The organism is Streptomyces filipinensis (assembly GCF_014649495.1).
Classification (GTDB): domain Bacteria; phylum Actinomycetota; class Actinomycetes; order Streptomycetales; family Streptomycetaceae; genus Streptomyces; species Streptomyces filipinensis.
Genome location: NZ_BMTD01000007.1, coordinates 277,315 through 294,660 on the forward strand (window position 1 = coordinate 277,315; position 17,346 = coordinate 294,660).

Sequence of the window (17,346 nt, forward strand, 5' to 3'; positions counted from 1 at the left end):
CGCCTCGTGCGGGGTGTCCTGCTTCGTACGGTGGACCTTGCGCGCGGCGTCACGCCTCGTTCCAGCCCGCGTAGGTGGCGAAACGCCAGTCCTTGGCGAGGCAGTCGACGGTGCCGAAGCCCGCTTCGCGCAGCCATCGGAGCTGGGCGTCGACGTCGATGGGGATGTCGTGCTTCATGCGCTCACGGCCTGCGGCCCATTCCTCGGCCGGAGTTCCGGAGGCGTGCACATGGGCCTCGTGCCGCTGGTCGTACATCTTCTCCAGCACGCCCGTCGGTGCCAGAACTTGCTCGACATTGACGAAAATCCCGCCGGGGCGAAGGATTTCGCGGATCCGGACGAACAGGTCCCGCTTCTGTTCGTGCGTCAGGTGGTGGATGGAGAGGGCGGACACCACGGCGTCGAACGGACCGGCGGGCAGCTCGTCGAGATGGTCGGCGACGCGCACCGACACCTGGTCGTCCGCGGCGAAACGCTGCCGCGCCTGGCCGAGCATCAGCTCGGAGCGGTCCTGGAGCACGAGACCGGCCCCGGGAAGCCGGTCTCGGATCGCGGCACTGAGCAGGCCGGTGCCCGCGCCCAGGTCCAGGACGCGCGGGGCCGGTCCCACCGTCATGGCCACCGCGCCGACCGCGCTGTCGTAGAGGAGATCGAAGGAGGGGATGAGCTGCCGACGCAGTGCGTCATAGGTTTCCGGATTCCACAGCTCGGTGTGTGCGGAATCCCCGGCGGCCGTTGTCTGCGGCATGGTCGAACCTTCCCCGTAAAGATATTCCCTGTTCCGTCGGCTCCCGGGGAATCCAAGGTTGGGTGTACGTGGAATCTGCCCCCGTGAGCTGCCACGAGACTAAGTGGGGTCACCGGGGCCGGGCAAACTTCTGTTGCTTATCGACCCGATCAGCGTTGCTTTTCACGACCACCGTGTGAGTCTTTGTTTACGCAGGTAGGAGGGGTGAAGCCGAAACAGGTTTGGTTCCGCGGAGACCCTGCCCGGGCCTCTTGCGCCGCCTTAACGGTCGCTTTTCGGCCAGTCTTGCATAAGGGCGCCCAGGGCAGTGCGACGTCATTCATGCCTTGCTGACGCAGGTTGCTGTAGCGTGCACCTGTCCGAAATGAGCGGGCCCCGACGCGGAGTACGGAAAGGGCCGGTAAAAAGTTCCCATGATGTGAAAGTGCTGTGGATGTCCATGGAAGTCGTGGGAGCACGGGAAGCGATCGGCTACGCCTGGGCGAAGACCGGTTGCACAGGAAAGGGGAGCCGGTGTATCGCAACCTGGACGTCGGCCAGCTGCGCACGCTCGTCACCATCATGCGAGCGGGAGGCTTCCGGCGGGCCGCACAGGCCCTGTCCCTCACCCAGCCCGCCGTGAGCCAGCACATACGGCGCCTGGAGGCGGTCCTGGGCGGCCCGGTCTTCGCCAGCACCGGCCGTCGTCTTGAGCTCACCGACGCGGGGCGGGAGTTGCACCACTACGCCTGCCGTCTCGTCGCCCTCAACGACGAGGCCGCCACCCGCATCGCCGCCGCCGAACGCCGGACCGCCGTCGGCATCGGCGTCTCCCCGTTCCTCGAAGGCGCCCTCCCGGAATTCCTCGCGGCCCTGGTGCGCCTGCTCCCGTGGATCCGCCCGACCGTACACACCGGCCTCAGCGAACCGCTCACGGCCCGGGTGGCGGCCGGCGAGCTCGACCTCGCCCTGGTGCTGCGCGCGCCCCGCGACCCCGGCTCGCGACTCGTCGGCGCGGTGCCCCTCGCCTGGTACGGCAACGTCCCGCCGGACGGGCCGGGGTCCGTTCCGATCGCCCTGTGCGGGGAGCCGTGCAGCCTGCGCCGGCACGTCCTCGCCACGCTCGCCGCGCGGGAGCATCCCTGGCACCTCGCCTACGAGGGTCCCGACGTGCCCGGGCTGCGTGCCGCGGTCGCGGCGGGCCTGGGCCTGACCTGTCTGCCCGCCCACAGCCCCGACACCCCGACCCTGCCGAGGCCGCTCCCCGAGGCGGTGCCGCCGCTGCCCGCCCCGGCCCCGCTGCCGCTCTCCCTCGCCCTCGCGCCGACCACCTGCGCGGCGCTGGCCGAGGCCGCCGTCTGCGCCGCCCGGCAGGCGCTGTGCCGGCACCTCGCCGCCGACCCCGCCTCCGCCCACGCCCGCCCGCCCCAGCTGGCCGGCCGCTGAGCCGCCCGGCACCTCCCTGGGCCCACCGGCCGGCCGCCGCCGCCGCGGGCGCCGAAGGGGCTGGATCCAGCCACCGGTGTCGTATCCCGGCCGGCTCCCTGACATGGTGTTTTACAGTGGCTGGCGTCAGTTCTGGCGATCACACCTGTGAGGAATGCGCGAACATGCCGACTGAAACGCTTGAGTTTCAGGTGGAGGCCCGTCAGCTGCTGCAGCTGATGATCCACTCGGTCTACTCGAACAAGGACGTCTTCCTGCGGGAGCTCGTCTCCAACGCCTCCGACGCGCTGGACAAGCTGCGCCTGGAGAAGCTGCGGGACGACTCGCTGGACGCCGACGTGTCCGACCTGCACATCGAGATCGACATCGACCGTGACGCCCGCACCCTCACCGTGCGGGACAACGGCATCGGGATGTCGTACGACGAGGTCGGGCAGCTCATCGGCACCATCGCCAACTCCGGCACCGCCACGTTCCTCCAGGAGCTGCGCGAGGCCAAGGACGCGGCCGGGGCCGAGGGGCTCATCGGGCAGTTCGGCGTCGGTTTCTACTCCGGCTTCATGGTGGCCGACGAGGTCACCCTGGTGACCCGGCGCGCCGGCGAGAGCCAGGGCACCCGCTGGACATCGCGCGGCGAGGACACCTACACGCTGGAGCCGGTCGGCGACGCGCCGCAGGGCACCTCCGTCACGCTCCACCTGAAGCCCGCCGACCCGGAGAACCAGCTCCACGACTACACCTCCCCGTGGCAGATCAGGGAGATCGTCAAGCGGTACTCGGACTTCATCACCTGGCCCATCCGGATGGTCCCGGAGCAGGGCGAGGGCGACGAGGCGCCCGGCGTCGAGACGCTGAACTCGATGAAGGCCCTGTGGGCGCGCCCGCGTGACGAGGTGTCCGACGACGAGTACCACGAGCTGTACAAGCACATCGGCCACGACTGGCGCGACCCGCTGGAGACGATCCGGCTCCAGGCCGAGGGCACCTTCGAGTACCAGGCCCTGCTGTTCCTCCCGGCGCACGCCCCCCACGACCTGTTCACGCGGGACTTCCGGCGCGGTGTGCAGCTGTACGTCAGGCGCGTGTTCATCATGGACGACTGCGAGGCGCTGCTGCCGCCGTACCTCCGCTTCGTCAAGGGCGTCGTCGACGCGGCCGACCTCTCGCTCAACGTGTCCCGGGAGATCCTCCAGCAGGACCGCCACATCGAGATGATGCGGCGACGGCTGACGAAGAAGGTCCTGTCCACGGTCAAGGACATGATGACCAAGGACCAGGAACGCTACGCCACCTTCTGGCGGGAGTTCGGCACCGTCCTGAAGGAGGGACTGGTCACCGACCCGGAGAACCGCGACGCCATCCTCGCCCTCGCGTCCTTCGCGAGCACGCACCACGACACCGAGCCGACCACGCTCAAGGGGTACGTGGAGCGGATGAAGGACGGCCAGGAGGACATCTACTACCTCGCCGGCGAGTCCCGGCAGAGCATCGAGAACTCCCCGCACATGGAGGCCTTCCGGGACCGGGGCATCGAGGTGCTGCTGCTCACCGACCCCGTCGACGAGGTGTGGGCCGACGCCGTCGGTGAGTACGAGGGCAGGAAGCTGCGGTCGGTCGCCAAGGGCCAGATCGACCTCGGCGCCAAGGACGAGGACAAGGGCGACGGCGAGCGCGAGCAGCGGACCGAGGACTACGCCGGGCTGCTCGGCTGGATGAAGGAGCAGCTGGACGAGGACATCAAGGAGGTGCGCCTGTCCTCCCGCCTCACCGTCTCCCCGGCCTGTGTGGTCTCCGACGCGAACGACCTGACCCCGGCGCTGGAGAACATGTACCGCGCGATGGGCCAGGAGGTGCCGCGTGCCAAGCGGATCCTGGAACTCAACCCGGACCACCAGCTGGTGAAGGGCCTGAACCAGGCCTACAAGGAGCGCGAGGACCACACGGAGCTGACCGAGACCGCCGAGCTCCTCCACGGCCTGGCCGTGCTCGCCGAGGGCGGCCAGCCGAAGGACCCGGCCCGCTTCGTCAAGCTGATGGCCGACCGCCTGGAACGCGCCCTGTAGCGCTCCGCCCAGCCAGTCGTCGGCGGCCTGTCCGGGAGAACCGGGCGGGCCGCCGTCGGCGTAAGGTCCCGGCGGCAAGGCCCCGACGGCTGGACAAACACCGCGCCTGATCTAGACTGTTCATCCAGAGGTGGACAATCGGTCTAAGGCCTTGGTGGAAAGGCGGCTCCCCGTGGACGAGGTGGCAGCAGACAGGGCGGCCTCCGCCGAGGCCGACGAGCACCTGATCCGCGAGACCGAGAAGATCGCCGTAGCGCTGGGCCGGATGTTCCCGGGACTGTGCGAAGTCGTCCTGCACGACCTGCGGCAACCGCGGCATGCGATCCGGGCGATCGAGAACAACCTCTCCGGCCGGCGGGTCGGTGACTCCGCCACGGAGCTGGGCCTGGCCCGCATCGAGGACCCCGACTACCCCAGCGTCATCCAGAACTACCCCAACCAGTTCCCCGACGGCCGCCCGGCCAAGAGCACCTCCATCGGCATCAAGAACGCCGCGGGGCAGTACATCGCGGCCCTCTGCCTGAACCTGGACGTGTCCGTCCTGTCCTCGGTGACCCTCGCGCTGTCCAACCTGGTGGCCACGGAGACCGAGCACCGCGAGCAGTCCCTGGAGAGCCTGCGCGACCGGAACACGCGTGAACTGCGCCGCGCGGTGCAGGCCCATGCCGCGGAACGCGCCGCGACACCCCGCTCACTGAGCCGGGAGGACAAGCGGGCCCTCGTGCGGCAGTTGCAGCGCGACGGCTACTTCGACTCCCGCGACGCCGCCCAGACCATCGCCGACCTGCTGGGCGTGTCCAGGGCCACCGTCTACAACTACGCCAAATAGCCAGGGCTCCTCATGACCACCGACCGTGCGGCGTGACCCGTCCGATCCTGACGAAGCGGGACCTCCCACCGTGAACACTCCTGTGAACACCCCAGCGACCCTGGCGGACCCGGACACCCCGTTCGCCGTCGTCGACGTCCACACGATGCGGCGCAACATCGCGCGGCTGAAGGACAGGGCCGACAGGCTCGGGGTCACGCTGCGCCCGCACGTGAAGACCGCCAAGAGCCTCGACGTCGCCGCCCACCTGAACTCCGGCACCCCCTGCCCGGTGACGGTCTCCACACTGGCCGAGGCCGAGGCGTTCGCCGACGGCGGCTATACCGACATCACCTACGCCGTGGGCGTCGAACCCCGCAAACTCCCGCGGATCACCGCCCTGTCGCGCCGCGGCGTCACCCTGCGCGTCCTGCTGGACAGCGCCGAACAGGCGGCGTTCGTCACCGAAGCCTCCCGCCGGGCGGGCATCCCCCTGCCCGCCCAGATCGAGATCGACTGCGACGGCCACCGCGGCGGGATCAGGCCCGGTGATCCCGCGCTTGTCGAGATCGGCCGTGTCCTGCACGACGACGGCTGCCTGGACGGCGTCCTGACCCACGCGGGCGAGTCCTACTTCGCCCGCACCGCCGAGGACCAGTGCCTCGCGGCGAAGAACGAACGTGACACCGCCGTCGCCGCCGCCGAACGGCTGCGCGCGGCCGGCCTGCCCGTGAACACCGTCAGCGTGGGCTCCACCCCCACCGCCCACGCCGCCGACGACCTCACCGGCGTCACCGAACTGCGCGCCGGGAACTACGTCTTCTTCGACCTCGTCATGGCCGGCCTCGGGGTCTGCCGGGTCGAGGACATCGCCCTGTCGGTGGTCGTGACGGTCATCGGTCACCGTCCCGAGCACGGATGGATCATGACCGACGGCGGCTGGATGGCCATGTCACGCGACCGCGGGACCGCCGCCCAGGCGCAGGACCAGGGCTACGGCCTGGTCACCGACCTCGCCGGCCGCCTCATCCCGGGCCTGGTCATGACGGCCGCGAGCCAGGAGCACGGCACCCTCACGGCCCGCGACGGCGCCGCGCTGCCCCGCCTGCCGGTGGGCACCCGTCTGCGCGTCCTTCCCAACCACGCCTGCGCCACGGCCGCCCAGCACCGCGGCTACCACACCGTCGACGGCACCCGCCCGGCCCGCCCGGCACCGGCGATCGAGGCGTTCTGGGAACGTGTCACCGGCTGGTGAGCACCGGTTGCGCACCGCCCAGGGAGCCGGCGACACCGGCGGCGAGCGGTGCGACGGTGTCGAGGCGCTGCGAAAAACCGATGTCACGGACGGCGACGGCTCCGCTAGCGTCGGCGCCGTGACTCCAGCAGACCTCGCGGCCGTCATCTCCGACGGCATCCACACGGCCATCCAGTCAGGACACATCTCGGCACAGGTGCCCGAGGAGATCCGCGTGGAGCGCCCGCGGCACCGCGGACACGGTGACTACTCGACCAACGTCGCCCTGCAACTCGCCAAGTCCGCGGGCCTGTCCGCCCGCGCCGTCGCCGAGACGCTGGCGCCGCTGGTGAGCGCGGCGGCCGGAGTCGCGAAGGCCGAGGTCGCCGGCCCCGGTTTTCTGAACATCACGCTGGAGGCCGCGGCGATCGGCGCCCTGGCCCGGGACATCGTCCTGGCCGGCGACACCTACGGCCGCACCGACCGGCTGGGCGGCCTGCGGCTCAACCTGGAGTTCGTCTCCGCCAACCCCACCGGCCCCGTCCACATCGGCGGAGCCCGCTGGGCGGTCGTGGGGGACGTCCTGGCCCGGCTGCTTGAGGCCGCCGGCGCCGAGGTGTCACGGGAGTACTACTTCAACGACGCCGGTGGACAGATCGACCGCTTCGTCCGCTCCCTGCTCGCCGCGGCGCACGGCGCGCCGGTGCCCGAGGACGGCTACAGCGGCGGCTACATCGAGGACATCGCGGCCGCCGTACTGCGTCGGCGGCCCGACGCCCTGGGGCTGTCCGGGACCGAGGCGTTCGCCGTGTTCCGGGAGGTGGGCACGGAGCTGATGTTCGACGAGATCAAGACATCGCTCGCCGCGTTCGGCACCCGCTTCGACACCTACTTCAACGAGAAGGACCTGCACGACCGGGGCGACCTGGACGCCGCCGTCAGCCGTCTGCGTGACGGCGGCCACGTCTTCGAGGAGGACGGCGCGCTCTGGCTGCGCACCACGGACTTCGGTGACGACAAGGACCGGGTCCTGGTCAAGAGCGACGGCTCCTGGACGTACTTCACCGCGGACTGCGCGTACTACCTGAACAAGCGGTCCCGGGGCTTCGAACGGGTCGTCATCATGCTCGGCGCCGACCACGCCGGATACGTGGGCCGGATGCGGGCCATGGCGGCCTGTTTCGGTGACGATCCGGACCGGCACCTGGAGATCCTGATCGGCCAGCTGGTCAACCTGGTCAAGGACGGCACACCGGTCCGGATGAGCAAACGGGCGGGCACGGTCCTCACCCTGGACGACCTGACCGAGGCGGTCGGCGTCGACGCCGCGCGGTACGCGCTCGCCCGGGCCAGCGTGGACTCGACGATCGACCTCGACATCGACCTGCTGACCCGGCAGTCGAACGACAACCCGGTCCACTACGTCCAGTACGCGCACACCCGGCTGTGCGCCGTCCTGCGCAAGGCGACGGAGGAAGGCATCGGGAAGGGTGCCCGGGAGGACTTCGACCCCGCCCTGCTCAGCCATGGGCGGGAGGTCGACCTGCTGGCCACCCTGGCCGAGTTCCCGCAGGTCGTGGCCACCGCGGCCACCCTGCGTGAGCCACACCGGGTGGCGCACTACCTGGAGGCGCTGGCCGGCACGTACCACCGCTTCTACGATGCCTGCCGCATCCTGCCGCGGGCCGGTGAGGTCCCGGACGACCGTACCCGGGCCCGGCTGTGGCTGACGGATGCGAGCAGGCTGGTCCTGCGCAACGGGCTGCGCCTGCTCGGCGTCTCGGCACCGGAACGGATGTAGACGCGCCCGCGTCCCGACCCTACGAGGTGGGCCGGAAGAGGCCCGCGACGGCATCGGACCCCGTCGCCGCGCGGGCCTCGACGAACCATTCCCGGCCGAGCAGCCACCCGAAGACAGGCACGGGCAGACGCACCAGCACCCTCATCACGGGCGCGAGCCGCCCCGTGCCCAGCTGCGAACGGTGGGCGGCCAGAGCCGCCCGCTTCCGCGCGGCGAAGCGCCGGACATCGACGGTGTGCGTGATGGACGCGCGCGCCGTGTAGGACGTGCCCACCACGTCCGGGTCGTACCGGAAGGGGATCCGCAGCAGGTGCACCAGCCCCACCAGGCGCTGCACCACCTCGCGGGGCATGGTCGCCTCCAGCACACGGGGCACCCCGGCGAGCTCGGCCGCACGCCGGCCGACCTGATGCACCTTCACATGGTCGCGGTGGCCGTATCCGCCGCGTGCGTCGTAGCTGAGGAGCAGGCCCGCGCCTTCCTCGCGGAGGACCGTGGCCAGCCGTCCGGCCGCTTCCTCCGTGTCCGCCCGGACGAAGCGTGCCCGGTCCGGCGGATCCGGATAGAGGATCGCGCCGTGGCCGCTGTTCGCATAACCCAGATGCACCACGCGCCGCACGCCCAACACCGCGGCAGCGGCGCGTAGTTCGGCCAGGCGAGGCGCCTCTCCGTCCGGCGCGGCGTCCATGAGGCCGTCCGTGGCGACCACGATCACCACGCGGTGCCCCTCGGCCGCTGCGCGGGCGAGCGTGCCACCCGTCAGCAACACCTCGTCGTCCGGATGGGCGTGAAAGGCCACGACGGTCGTCATGGGCCCATACTGGACCACGGCGCACGGCCGGCGGCAACGAGCGCCCCGGCGCGCGGTGCGGGTTCGGCCAGGCACGGCTACTCCACTACGGTGCTGTCGCATGAGCAAGTGGCTGCCGCTGTCCGCGGTCCCCAGGCTGGCCTGCGCGGTGGTCGTCGGAACCGCGGTCGGTGCCGTCGTCGGCTCGGCGACCCGCCGCGAGATGGGCATCCTTTCCGGCACCGCGACGACGGAAGCCGTATGCGTCGTGGCCGGCTGGCTGGTGCTGTGGCCGATGGACGCCGCCGCGACGCACCGCAACGCCCGGCGTGAGGATCTGCGGCCCGTCCTGGAAGAGCTGGTGGTCGTGGCCACCTCGCTGGGCGGCCTGGTCGGGATCGTGCTGCTGCTCCTCCTGAACGGTTCACGGACCGGTCACGCCGCCGCGCTGACCGCGCTCGCCGGTGTGTTCCTGGCATGGGCGGCGCTGCACCTGATGTACGCCGCTCGCTACGCCCACATCTACTACGACGCCTCCGCCGGCGGGATCGACTTCAACTCCGATCTGCCGCCCACCTACCGGGACTTCCTCTACTTCAGCTACAACCTCGGCATGACCTACCAGGTCTCCGACACCGCCGTCTCCAGCCCGGTGATCCGCGCGATGGCGCTGCGGCACACACTGCTGTCCTATGTGTTCGGCACCGGCATCCTGGCCACCACCCTCAACCTGGTCGCGAGCATGATCACCAGCTGACCTGCCCGGGTGCCCAGGGTGAGCCGGCCACGGTCCTGTCCGAATCTGGCCAGCACCGGGACCGGTCGATCGCCTAGAACAGGGACATGACGACTTACTCGGCCGTGGTCACCACCGGCATCTACTGCCGGTCGGGCTGCGGGACGAAGCCGCGGGCGGAGAACGTGCGCACGTTCGCACACCCGGCGGTGGCCGAGGCCCACGGCTTCCGGGCGTGTCTGCGGTGCCGGCCGTACCGGGTCGCCGGACCGATCGCCGCGGACGCGCCCGAACTGCTCTGCAGGGCCGTGCAGTTGATCATCGCGGGAGCGCTGGACACGGGTACCGAGGCCGCGCTGGGCGCCCGGCTCGCCGTGTCGCCCCGGCATCTGCGGCGGCTGTTCACCCAGCACCTCGGGGTGACCCCGGACCAGCTCGCCCGCTCGCGCCGCGCGCACTTCGCGCGCCGCCTGCTGGACGACACGGATCTGCCGGTGGCCGACGTGGCGTTCGCCTCCGGATTCGGCAGCGTACGGCAGTTCAACCGGGACATGCGGTTGGTGTTCCGGGCCGCGCCGCTGGAACTGCGCAGCCGGCGGCGGCGCGCGGACCGGCTCGTGGCGGACGGCGGGCTGGTGATGCGGCTGCCGTTCGCGCCGCCACTGCACTGGCCGGCGCTGCTGGCGGTCCTGGCCGAACGGGCCGTGCCCGGCGTGGAGTCGGTGCGGGCGGGCGGGTACCGGCGCACCATCAGCCTGGACGGCGAGGCCGGGCTGCTGGAGGTGCGCGCGGGCGGGGCGGACCATCTGCTGCTGCGGGCCCATCTGCCGTTCTGGGAAGGGTTGATCCATGTCGTCGAGCGGGTCGGCCGGATCTTCGGCGTGGCCGCGGACATCGCCCCGGCACAGGCCGCCCTCGCCGGTGATCCGCTGATCGGCCCGCTGATCGCGGCCCGCCCGGGGCTGCGGGTGCCCGGCGCCTGGGGAGCCTTCGAGATCGCCGTGGACGCCGTGCTCGCCCAGCACGCCGCCCGGCCGCGGGCGCGGGAGCAGATGGCCGCGTTGGTCGGGGCCGCCGGACAGCCGGTTCCCGGGCTCGGCCACGGCCTGACCCACCTCTTCCCGTCCGCCGCGACAGTGGCCGCGGCCGACCTGCGGGGCGCCGGACTCCCGCGGGACACGGCGGAGACGCTCGGCGCCCTGGCCCGCGCCGTCGTACAGGACGAGACGCTGCTCGACGGCGCCTCACCCCTGGCGGACTTCGTGCGTGCCGTGGGATCGGTCCCCGGCGTCACCGAGGACACCGCACACCGGATCGCGCTGCGACTGGGCTACGACGACGCCTTCCCGGCCGTGGCGCGCGACATCACACGGACACCGGGCGAGGACAGCGCCGGGGCCGCCGCGTGGCGCCCCTGGCGTGCCTTCGCCGCGACCCACCTGGCCGTGGCGCAGCTGCCCACGGTGCCCGCCTGACCGAACCGACCCGACAGCCATCCGTACCGAAGGGATCGAACATGCAGACCGCCCAGCGAGAACGGGCCGACCTCCTGCGTGCACTGCACGCACCCTCCGACGGGCGCGCACTGGTGCTGCCCAACGCGTGGGACGCCGCGAGCGCGGCGCTCATCGCCCAGGCGGGTGCCCGGGCGATCGCGACGACCAGCGGAGGCGTCGCCTGGTCGGCCGGACGACCCGACGGCCACGGCCTGGCACGGGAGGAGATGGCCGCGGCCGTACGGCGGATCGCCGACGTGGTCGACGTGCCGGTGAGCGCTGACATCGAGGGCGGTTACGGACCCGCCGCCGACGACGTCGCGGCCACCGTCCGCGCGGTGATCGCGGCCGGCGCGGTCGGTGTCAACCTTGAGGACTCACAGGCTCCGGGCGGCCCGCTGTACGACGTGCCCGCCCAGGCCTCGCGCGTGCGTGCGGCCCGTGCCGCCGCCGAGGAAGCGGGGTTGCCCGGTCTGTGGATCAACGCGCGCACGGATGTGTTCCTGTTCGGCATCGGTGCCGCGCAGGACCGCGTGGAGCATGTGCTGACCCGGGCCGCGGCGTACGCCGACGCGGGCGCCGACAGCCTGTTCGTCCCCGGCCTCGTCGACCTGGACACGGTGGCCGAACTGGTCCGCCGCAGCCCCCTGCCGGTCAACGTCATGACGGGTCCGGGCGCGCCACCGGTGAAGGCGTTCGAGGCGGTCGGTGTCCGCCGTGTCAGCGTGGGCACGGCGCTCGCGCAGACCGCGTACGGAACCGTCCAGCGGGCTGCCGCCGAACTGCTGGACGCGGGCACCTACGACGCGATGAGGGGTGCGGCCGACTTCGGCACCGTGAACGACGCCGTCACCGGACGTACCAGCTGATCCCTCTTGTTCCGGTGTCAAATGGTGATTTCATGCGACGGTCAAGGATTGCTGCGGGATTCGTCATGCCGTGCGCGCTTCCCGTGGATCAGCGGGCAGGGGCTGCAGGGTGTGGGGAGTGCGGCCGACCGGCCGCCTGTGCGCAATCCCTGTGAAGGGGGACCTCGTGTCCGCTTCTTCTTCCGTACGTCGTACGACCGCCGTCGCAGCCGCTGCCACCGCCCTGGTGGGTGCCGTGACGCTCCCGGCAGCGGCTGCCGGACACCGGCCGGTCCGTCCGCACGCCGTGGTGTTCATCAGCGGCGTGCGGCACGACCGGCAGGTCCGCGACGACCGTGCCCCCCGCTCTCTGAACGAGCAGTGGGTGGACATCACGAACGACTCCCGCCGGCCCGTCAGCCTGGAGAACTGGACGCTGACCGACCGGGACGGCCACACCTACACCTTCTCTCGCACGCGGCTCGCCGGCCGGGCCACCGTCCGTGTGCACACCGGTGCCGGCCGGGACACCAGGACGGACCTCTACCAGGATCGCCGCACCCGTGTGTGGGACGTCGACTCCGACACCGCCACCCTGCGCGACGCACGCGGCCGCTTCGTCGACTCCGTCTCCTGGGGCCACGACCGCCATGACGAGGCCACCGACCGCCGCGACGGAGCCGCCCGGCGCCATGTCGCCGACCACCGCGGCCTCGACGGTCACCACGGTCTCGACGGCCGCCACCACGGTCTCGACGGTCACCGCGGCCTCCACGGCCGCGGCCACCGCCACTGACTCGCCCACCCCCACCCCCCGCGAGCCGAGCCCCTGCTCACACCCGCCTTCCGTGCCCTGTGCGGTGCGCGTAACCCCTGATGATCAGGGGTGGAGACACCCACGTAATGAGCGGTTCGTACGGTCACGGAAGGCGGGATCAGGTCGAGCACAGCAAGAGGGGAGGCGCCCGTGGCCGCGCCGGGCTCGCGGAGCGAGGGCACGACGAGGGTGCGGACGGTCTGCTCGTACTGCGGGGTGGGCTGCGGCCTGGTCCTCGACGTCGGCAGGGGGCCTGACGGGCGGCGTACGGTCCTGAAGGCGTCGGGGGACAAGCAGCACCCGGCGAACTTCGGCCGGCTGTGCACCAAGGGCGCGACGACCGCGGACATGCTCGCCGCCCCGGGCCGGCTGACCACGGCCCTGGTCCGGCCCGAGAGGGGCGAGGAGCCGGTCCCGGCCGGCGTGGACGCGGCGATCACCGAGACGGCCCGCCGGCTGCGGGCCATCGTCGACGAACACGGGCCGGACGCGATCGCCTTCTACGTCTCCGGTCAGATGAGCCTGGAGGCGCAGTACCTGGCGAACAAGCTGGCCAAGGGGTTCGTGCGGACCAACCAGACAGAGTCGAACTCGCGGTTGTGCATGGCCGCCGCGGGGACCGGTTACAAGCTGTCGCTGGGGGCCGACGGGCCTCCGGGGTCGTATCAGGACCTCGACAAGGCGGATCTCTTCTTCGTGATCGGCTCCAACATGGCCGACTGCCACCCGATCCTCTTCCTGCGCATGATGGACCGGGTGAAGTCGGCGGGGGCCAGGCTGATCGTCGTCGATCCCCGCCGCACCGCCACCGCCGAGAAGGCCGACCTCTTCCTGCAGATCAAGCCGGGCACCGATCTGGCCCTGCTGAACGGGCTGTTGCGCCTGCTGCACGAGAACGGCCACACGGACGCCGACTTCATCGCCCGTCACACCGAGGGCTGGGACGAGATGCCCGCGTTCCTCGCCGACTACCCGCCCGCCGCCGTCGCCGAGATCACCGGCCTCGCCGAGGACGACATCCGCGAGGCGGCCCGGCTGATCGGCGAGGCGGGGGAGTGGACCAGCTGCTGGACCATGGGCCTCAACCAGTCCACGCACGGCACCTGGAACACCAACGCCCTGGTCAATCTGCATCTCGCCACCGGCGCCATCTGCCGGCCCGGCAGCGGGCCCTTCTCCCTCACCGGCCAGCCCAACGCCATGGGCGGCCGCGAGATGGGCTACATGGGACCCGGGCTGCCGGGCCAGCGGTCGGTGCTCGTCGGCGAGGAGCGGGCGTTCGTCGAGGAGCTGTGGGAGCTGGAGCCCGGCAGCATACGCGCGGACGGGGTCGGCAAGGGCACGATCGAGATGTTCCGCAGGATGGCCGACGGCGACATCAAGGCCTGCTGGATCATCTGCACCAACCCGGTCGCCTCCGTCGCCCACCGCAGGACGGTCATCGAGGGCCTGGAGGCGGCAGAGTTCGTCGTCACCCAGGACGTGTTCGCGGAGACGGAGACGAACGCGTACGCCGATGTGGTCCTGCCCGGCGCCCTGTGGACCGAGACCGAGGGCGTCCTGATCAACAGCGAACGCAACCTCACCCTGGCCCAGCCGGCCGCCGACCCGCCCGGCGAGGCGACGGCGGACTGGCGGATCATCGCCGCCGTGGCCCGCGCGATGGGCTACGACAAGGGCTTCTCGTACGACAGCGCCGAGGAGGTCTTCGAGGAGATCAAGCGTGCCTGGAACCCGGCGACCGGCTGGGACCTGCGCGGTGTGAGCTACGAGCGGCTGCGCGAGACGCCCGTGCAGTGGCCGGCGGCCGACGCCGACGGCCCGGACCGCAACCCCGTCCGGTACGTCGGTGCGGACGGCTCGCCGGCCTTCCCGACGGCAAGCGGACGCGCGGTCTTCCACGCCCGCCCGCACATCCCGCCGGCGGAGATGCCCGACGACGACTACCCGTACGTCCTCAACACCGGCCGCCTCCAGCACCAGTGGCACACCCTGACCAAGACGGCCAGGGTGGCCAAGCTCAACAAGCTCGACCCCGGCCCCTTCGTGGAGGTGCACCCGCAGGACGCGGCCCGGCTCGGCCTCACCGACGGGGACTCGGTGGAGGTCGCATCACGGCGCGGACGTGCCGTGCTGCCGGCGCTCGTCACGGACCGGGTGCGGCCGGGCTGCTGTTTCGCGCCGTTCCACTGGAACGACCTGTTCGGTGAGTATCTGAGCGTCAACGCGGTGACCAGCGACGCCGTCGACCCGCTGTCGTTCCAGCCCGAGTTCAAGGTGTGCGCGGTGTCGCTGACCAAGGTGGCCACCCCGGTGACGGTACGGGCACCGGCCGTGGCGGGCGCCGTGGCCACGACCCCGGCGGCGGAGGGCCCCACCGCGTCACCCGCCGCGCTTCCCGCCCCGTCGGCTCTCCACCCGTCCGCCGCCGACCGGTTCGGCCTGGAACCCGCCCCGCCACCGGTCCTGGCCGAACACGAACGCCGCTATCTGACCGGCTTCCTCGCCGGCATCCCCGCCGGTTTCCCGGGCGTACCCGTGCTGCCGCCGGACGCCCCGTTCAGCCCGGAGCACGCCCTGTGGGTGAACGGCGTACTGGCCGGGATGTACTCCAGGACCGAGGCGCCGCGTCCCCCCGCGCACAGTCACGCCGCATCCCCGCCATCGTCCGCTCCGTCCCCGGACGCCCCGCGCCGCCAGGTCGTGATCCTCTGGGCGTCACAGACCGGGAACGCGGAGGAGTTCGCGACCACCGCGGTGGAGCGCCTCAGCGCGGACGGCCATCCCGCCGCCCTCCTGCCCATGGAGGAGGCGGACCCCGCCGCGCTGCCGTCCGACGCCGACCTGCTGCTGATCACGAGCACCTTCGGCGACGGCGACGCCCCGGACAACGGCGCCGGATTCTGGGACGCCCTCGCCGCGCCCGAGGCGCCCCGCCTGGAGGGGAGGCGGTACGCCGTCCTGGCCTTCGGCGACTCCTCCTACGACGACTTCTGCGGCCACGGCCGGCGTCTCGACCGGCGCTTGGAGGAGCTGGACGCCGTACGGCTGGCACCGCGCACCGACTGCGAACCGGACTACGAGACCGCCGCCGGGGCCTGGCTGGAGCAGATTCGCACCGCGTTGGAGCCCACCGAGCAACCGTCCCCCGCCCCTTCCGCCGCCCCGGCCCCCGCGTGCGCCACGCCGCCCCGGCCGAACCGTCCCGCCCCCGTCACCGCCCGCCTCACCGGCAACCGCCTGCTCAGCATGCCCGGCGCGGGCAAGGAAGTGAGGCGCTTCACCTTCGACACGCGGGACAGTGACACACCGCTCGCCTACGAGGCCGGTGACGCCCTGGCGGTGCACCCGGTCAACCGGCCCGAGCTCGTGGCGGAGTGGCTGGCCGTCACCGGTCTGGACGCGGACGCCACCGTGCGGACCAGGAGCGCGGGGGACGTGCCGTTCGCCGAGGCCCTGCTGCGTCACCTGGACATCACCCGCATCACTCCCGACCTGCTGCGCTTCGTCGCCGGCCGCGCCCGCGACCCGCGCGAGCTGCGGAAGCTGCTGCGGCCGGACAACAAGGGCGGGCTGGCTCAGTGGTCCTGGGGACGCCAGGCCGTCGACGTGGCCACCGAGTTCGGCATCCGGGCCGGGGCCCAGGACTGGGCCGACGTGCTCGGCCGGCTGCAACCCCGCCTGTACTCCATATCCTCCAGCCCGCTGACGGACCCCCACCTGGTGTCGCTGACGGTCTCCGTCATCCGCTACGAGAACCTGGCCGGCCGCCCCCGCCAGGGCGTGTGCTCCCCCTTCCTCGCCGACGCCGAGCCGGGTACACCGGTGCCGGTCCGTGTCCAGCGGGCCCCGCACTTCCGCCCGCCCTCCGACCCGGCCACACCCGCGGTGATGGTGGGCCCCGGTACCGGCGTCGCGCCCTTCATCGGATTCCTGGAGGAACGCCGGGCCCGTGGCCACCGCGCCCCGAACTGGCTGTTCTTCGGCGAACAGCACCGCGCGACGGACTTCTACCACGAGGAGGAGCTGACCGGGTTCCTGGCCGAGCGCACGCTCACCCGCCTGGACACCGCCTTCTCCCGCGACCAGCGAGCCAAGGTCTACGTCCAGGACCGCATGCGCGAACACGGTCCGCTGCTCTGGTCCTGGCTCAGGGACGGCGCCCACTTCTACGTCTGCGGCGACGCCTCCCGCATGGCCAAGGACGTGGACCGGGCCCTGCGGGACATCGCCGTCGTCCACGGCGGCCTGGACGAGGCGGAGGCGGCGGCCTACGTCAAGCAACTCGCCGCCGACAAGCGCTATGTGCGGGACGTGTACTGACCACGGCCGGCCCCGGTCCTGGGCCCGCCTGCATGATCGCGTCGAAGGCCCGCCGGGCGACGTCGCCGCGCCGCGGAGATCGGCCGGTACCGCGCGGACCTGGACGCCCGTCTCACGCAGCCGGTGCGCCGCGTGTTCCAGACGGTCGTCCTCCGCGTTGATCCACAGGTCGACGTCGTGCTCGGCGAACTGCCTGGCCAGTGCGTGTCCGATCCCGCCGGAGGCCCAGGCCACCAGGGCGAGCGGCCTGTCGTCGG

Annotated in this window: 12 protein-coding genes; 10 read left to right on the top strand and 2 right to left on the bottom strand. The window is 71.8% G+C overall.

Going from position 1 to position 17,346, the window contains the following annotated elements; genetic code table 11:
* Window positions 1–49: 49 nt before the first annotated feature.
* Complete coding sequence (locus IE244_RS18480) at window positions 50–748, bottom strand: class I SAM-dependent methyltransferase (protein ID WP_191874618.1); 699 nt, start codon at window positions 746–748, stop codon at window positions 50–52.
* 513 nt (window positions 749–1,261) lie between these two features.
* Here IE244_RS18480 and IE244_RS18485 point away from each other — a divergent pair.
* The 5 genes from IE244_RS18485 to argS all read left to right on the top strand — a co-directional run bounded on the left by IE244_RS18485 (window position 1,262) and on the right by argS (window position 8,079).
* The gene (locus tag IE244_RS18485) at window positions 1,262–2,173 is read left to right on the top strand and encodes a LysR family transcriptional regulator (RefSeq protein ID WP_191874619.1); all 912 of its coding nucleotides are present in this window, start codon (window positions 1,262–1,264) and stop codon (window positions 2,171–2,173) included.
* A gap of 164 nt (window positions 2,174–2,337) precedes the next feature.
* Entirely contained in the window at window positions 2,338–4,236 is a 1,899-nt protein-coding gene (gene htpG / locus IE244_RS18490) for a molecular chaperone HtpG (protein WP_191874620.1), read from the top strand.
* A gap of 172 nt (window positions 4,237–4,408) precedes the next feature.
* Complete coding sequence (locus IE244_RS18495; protein ID WP_229854188.1) at window positions 4,409–5,065, top strand: helix-turn-helix transcriptional regulator; 657 nt, start codon at window positions 4,409–4,411, stop codon at window positions 5,063–5,065.
* Window positions 5,066–5,147: 82 nt separating this feature from the next.
* Window positions 5,148–6,299, top strand: a complete 1,152-nt coding sequence (locus IE244_RS18500; RefSeq protein WP_268252896.1) for a DSD1 family PLP-dependent enzyme — start codon at window positions 5,148–5,150, stop codon at window positions 6,297–6,299.
* Between the two features lie 118 nt (window positions 6,300–6,417).
* Complete coding sequence (argS, locus tag IE244_RS18505) at window positions 6,418–8,079, top strand: arginine--tRNA ligase (protein ID WP_191874621.1); 1,662 nt, start codon at window positions 6,418–6,420, stop codon at window positions 8,077–8,079.
* A 19-nt stretch (window positions 8,080–8,098) separates the two neighbouring features.
* Here the strand turns inward: argS and IE244_RS18510 are convergent, their stop codons facing one another.
* The gene (locus IE244_RS18510; RefSeq protein ID WP_191874622.1) at window positions 8,099–8,890 is read right to left on the bottom strand and encodes a PIG-L deacetylase family protein; all 792 of its coding nucleotides are present in this window, start codon (window positions 8,888–8,890) and stop codon (window positions 8,099–8,101) included.
* A 100-nt stretch (window positions 8,891–8,990) separates the two neighbouring features.
* Here IE244_RS18510 and IE244_RS18515 point away from each other — a divergent pair, with 100 nt between their 5' ends.
* The 5 genes from IE244_RS18515 (at window position 8,991) to IE244_RS18535 (ending at window position 17,089) form a co-directional block, all read left to right on the top strand.
* Complete coding sequence (locus tag IE244_RS18515; RefSeq protein WP_191874623.1) at window positions 8,991–9,626, top strand: DUF1345 domain-containing protein; 636 nt, start codon at window positions 8,991–8,993, stop codon at window positions 9,624–9,626.
* An 86-nt stretch (window positions 9,627–9,712) separates the two neighbouring features.
* Window positions 9,713–11,080: a bifunctional transcriptional activator/DNA repair enzyme AdaA gene (locus IE244_RS18520; protein WP_191874624.1), complete on the top strand. Its 1,368-nt coding sequence runs from the start codon at window positions 9,713–9,715 to the stop codon at window positions 11,078–11,080.
* A 41-nt stretch (window positions 11,081–11,121) separates the two neighbouring features.
* Window positions 11,122–11,970, top strand: a complete 849-nt coding sequence (locus IE244_RS18525; RefSeq protein WP_191874625.1) for an isocitrate lyase/PEP mutase family protein — start codon at window positions 11,122–11,124, stop codon at window positions 11,968–11,970.
* A 166-nt stretch (window positions 11,971–12,136) separates the two neighbouring features.
* The gene (locus tag IE244_RS18530) at window positions 12,137–12,745 is read left to right on the top strand and encodes a lamin tail domain-containing protein (RefSeq protein ID WP_191874626.1); all 609 of its coding nucleotides are present in this window, start codon (window positions 12,137–12,139) and stop codon (window positions 12,743–12,745) included.
* Window positions 12,746–12,916: 171 nt separating this feature from the next.
* Entirely contained in the window at window positions 12,917–17,089 is a 4,173-nt protein-coding gene (locus tag IE244_RS18535) for a bifunctional nitrate reductase/sulfite reductase flavoprotein subunit alpha (RefSeq protein ID WP_191874627.1), read from the top strand.
* Window positions 17,090–17,346: the final 257 nt, after the last annotated feature.

Excerpts from the sequence above, each read along its gene's own strand:
- IE244_RS18480 (WP_191874618.1), bottom strand. The coding sequence starts at position 748 with ATGCCGCAGACAACGGCCGCCGGGGATTCCGCACACACCGAGCTGTGG.
- htpG (WP_191874620.1), top strand. The coding sequence starts at position 2,338 with ATGCCGACTGAAACGCTTGAGTTTCAGGTGGAGGCCCGTCAGCTGCTG.
- IE244_RS18510 (WP_191874622.1), bottom strand. The coding sequence starts at position 8,890 with ATGACGACCGTCGTGGCCTTTCACGCCCATCCGGACGACGAGGTGTTG.
- IE244_RS18515 (WP_191874623.1), top strand. The coding sequence starts at position 8,991 with ATGAGCAAGTGGCTGCCGCTGTCCGCGGTCCCCAGGCTGGCCTGCGCG.
- IE244_RS18520 (WP_191874624.1), top strand. The coding sequence starts at position 9,713 with ATGACGACTTACTCGGCCGTGGTCACCACCGGCATCTACTGCCGGTCG.
- IE244_RS18525 (WP_191874625.1), top strand. The coding sequence starts at position 11,122 with ATGCAGACCGCCCAGCGAGAACGGGCCGACCTCCTGCGTGCACTGCAC.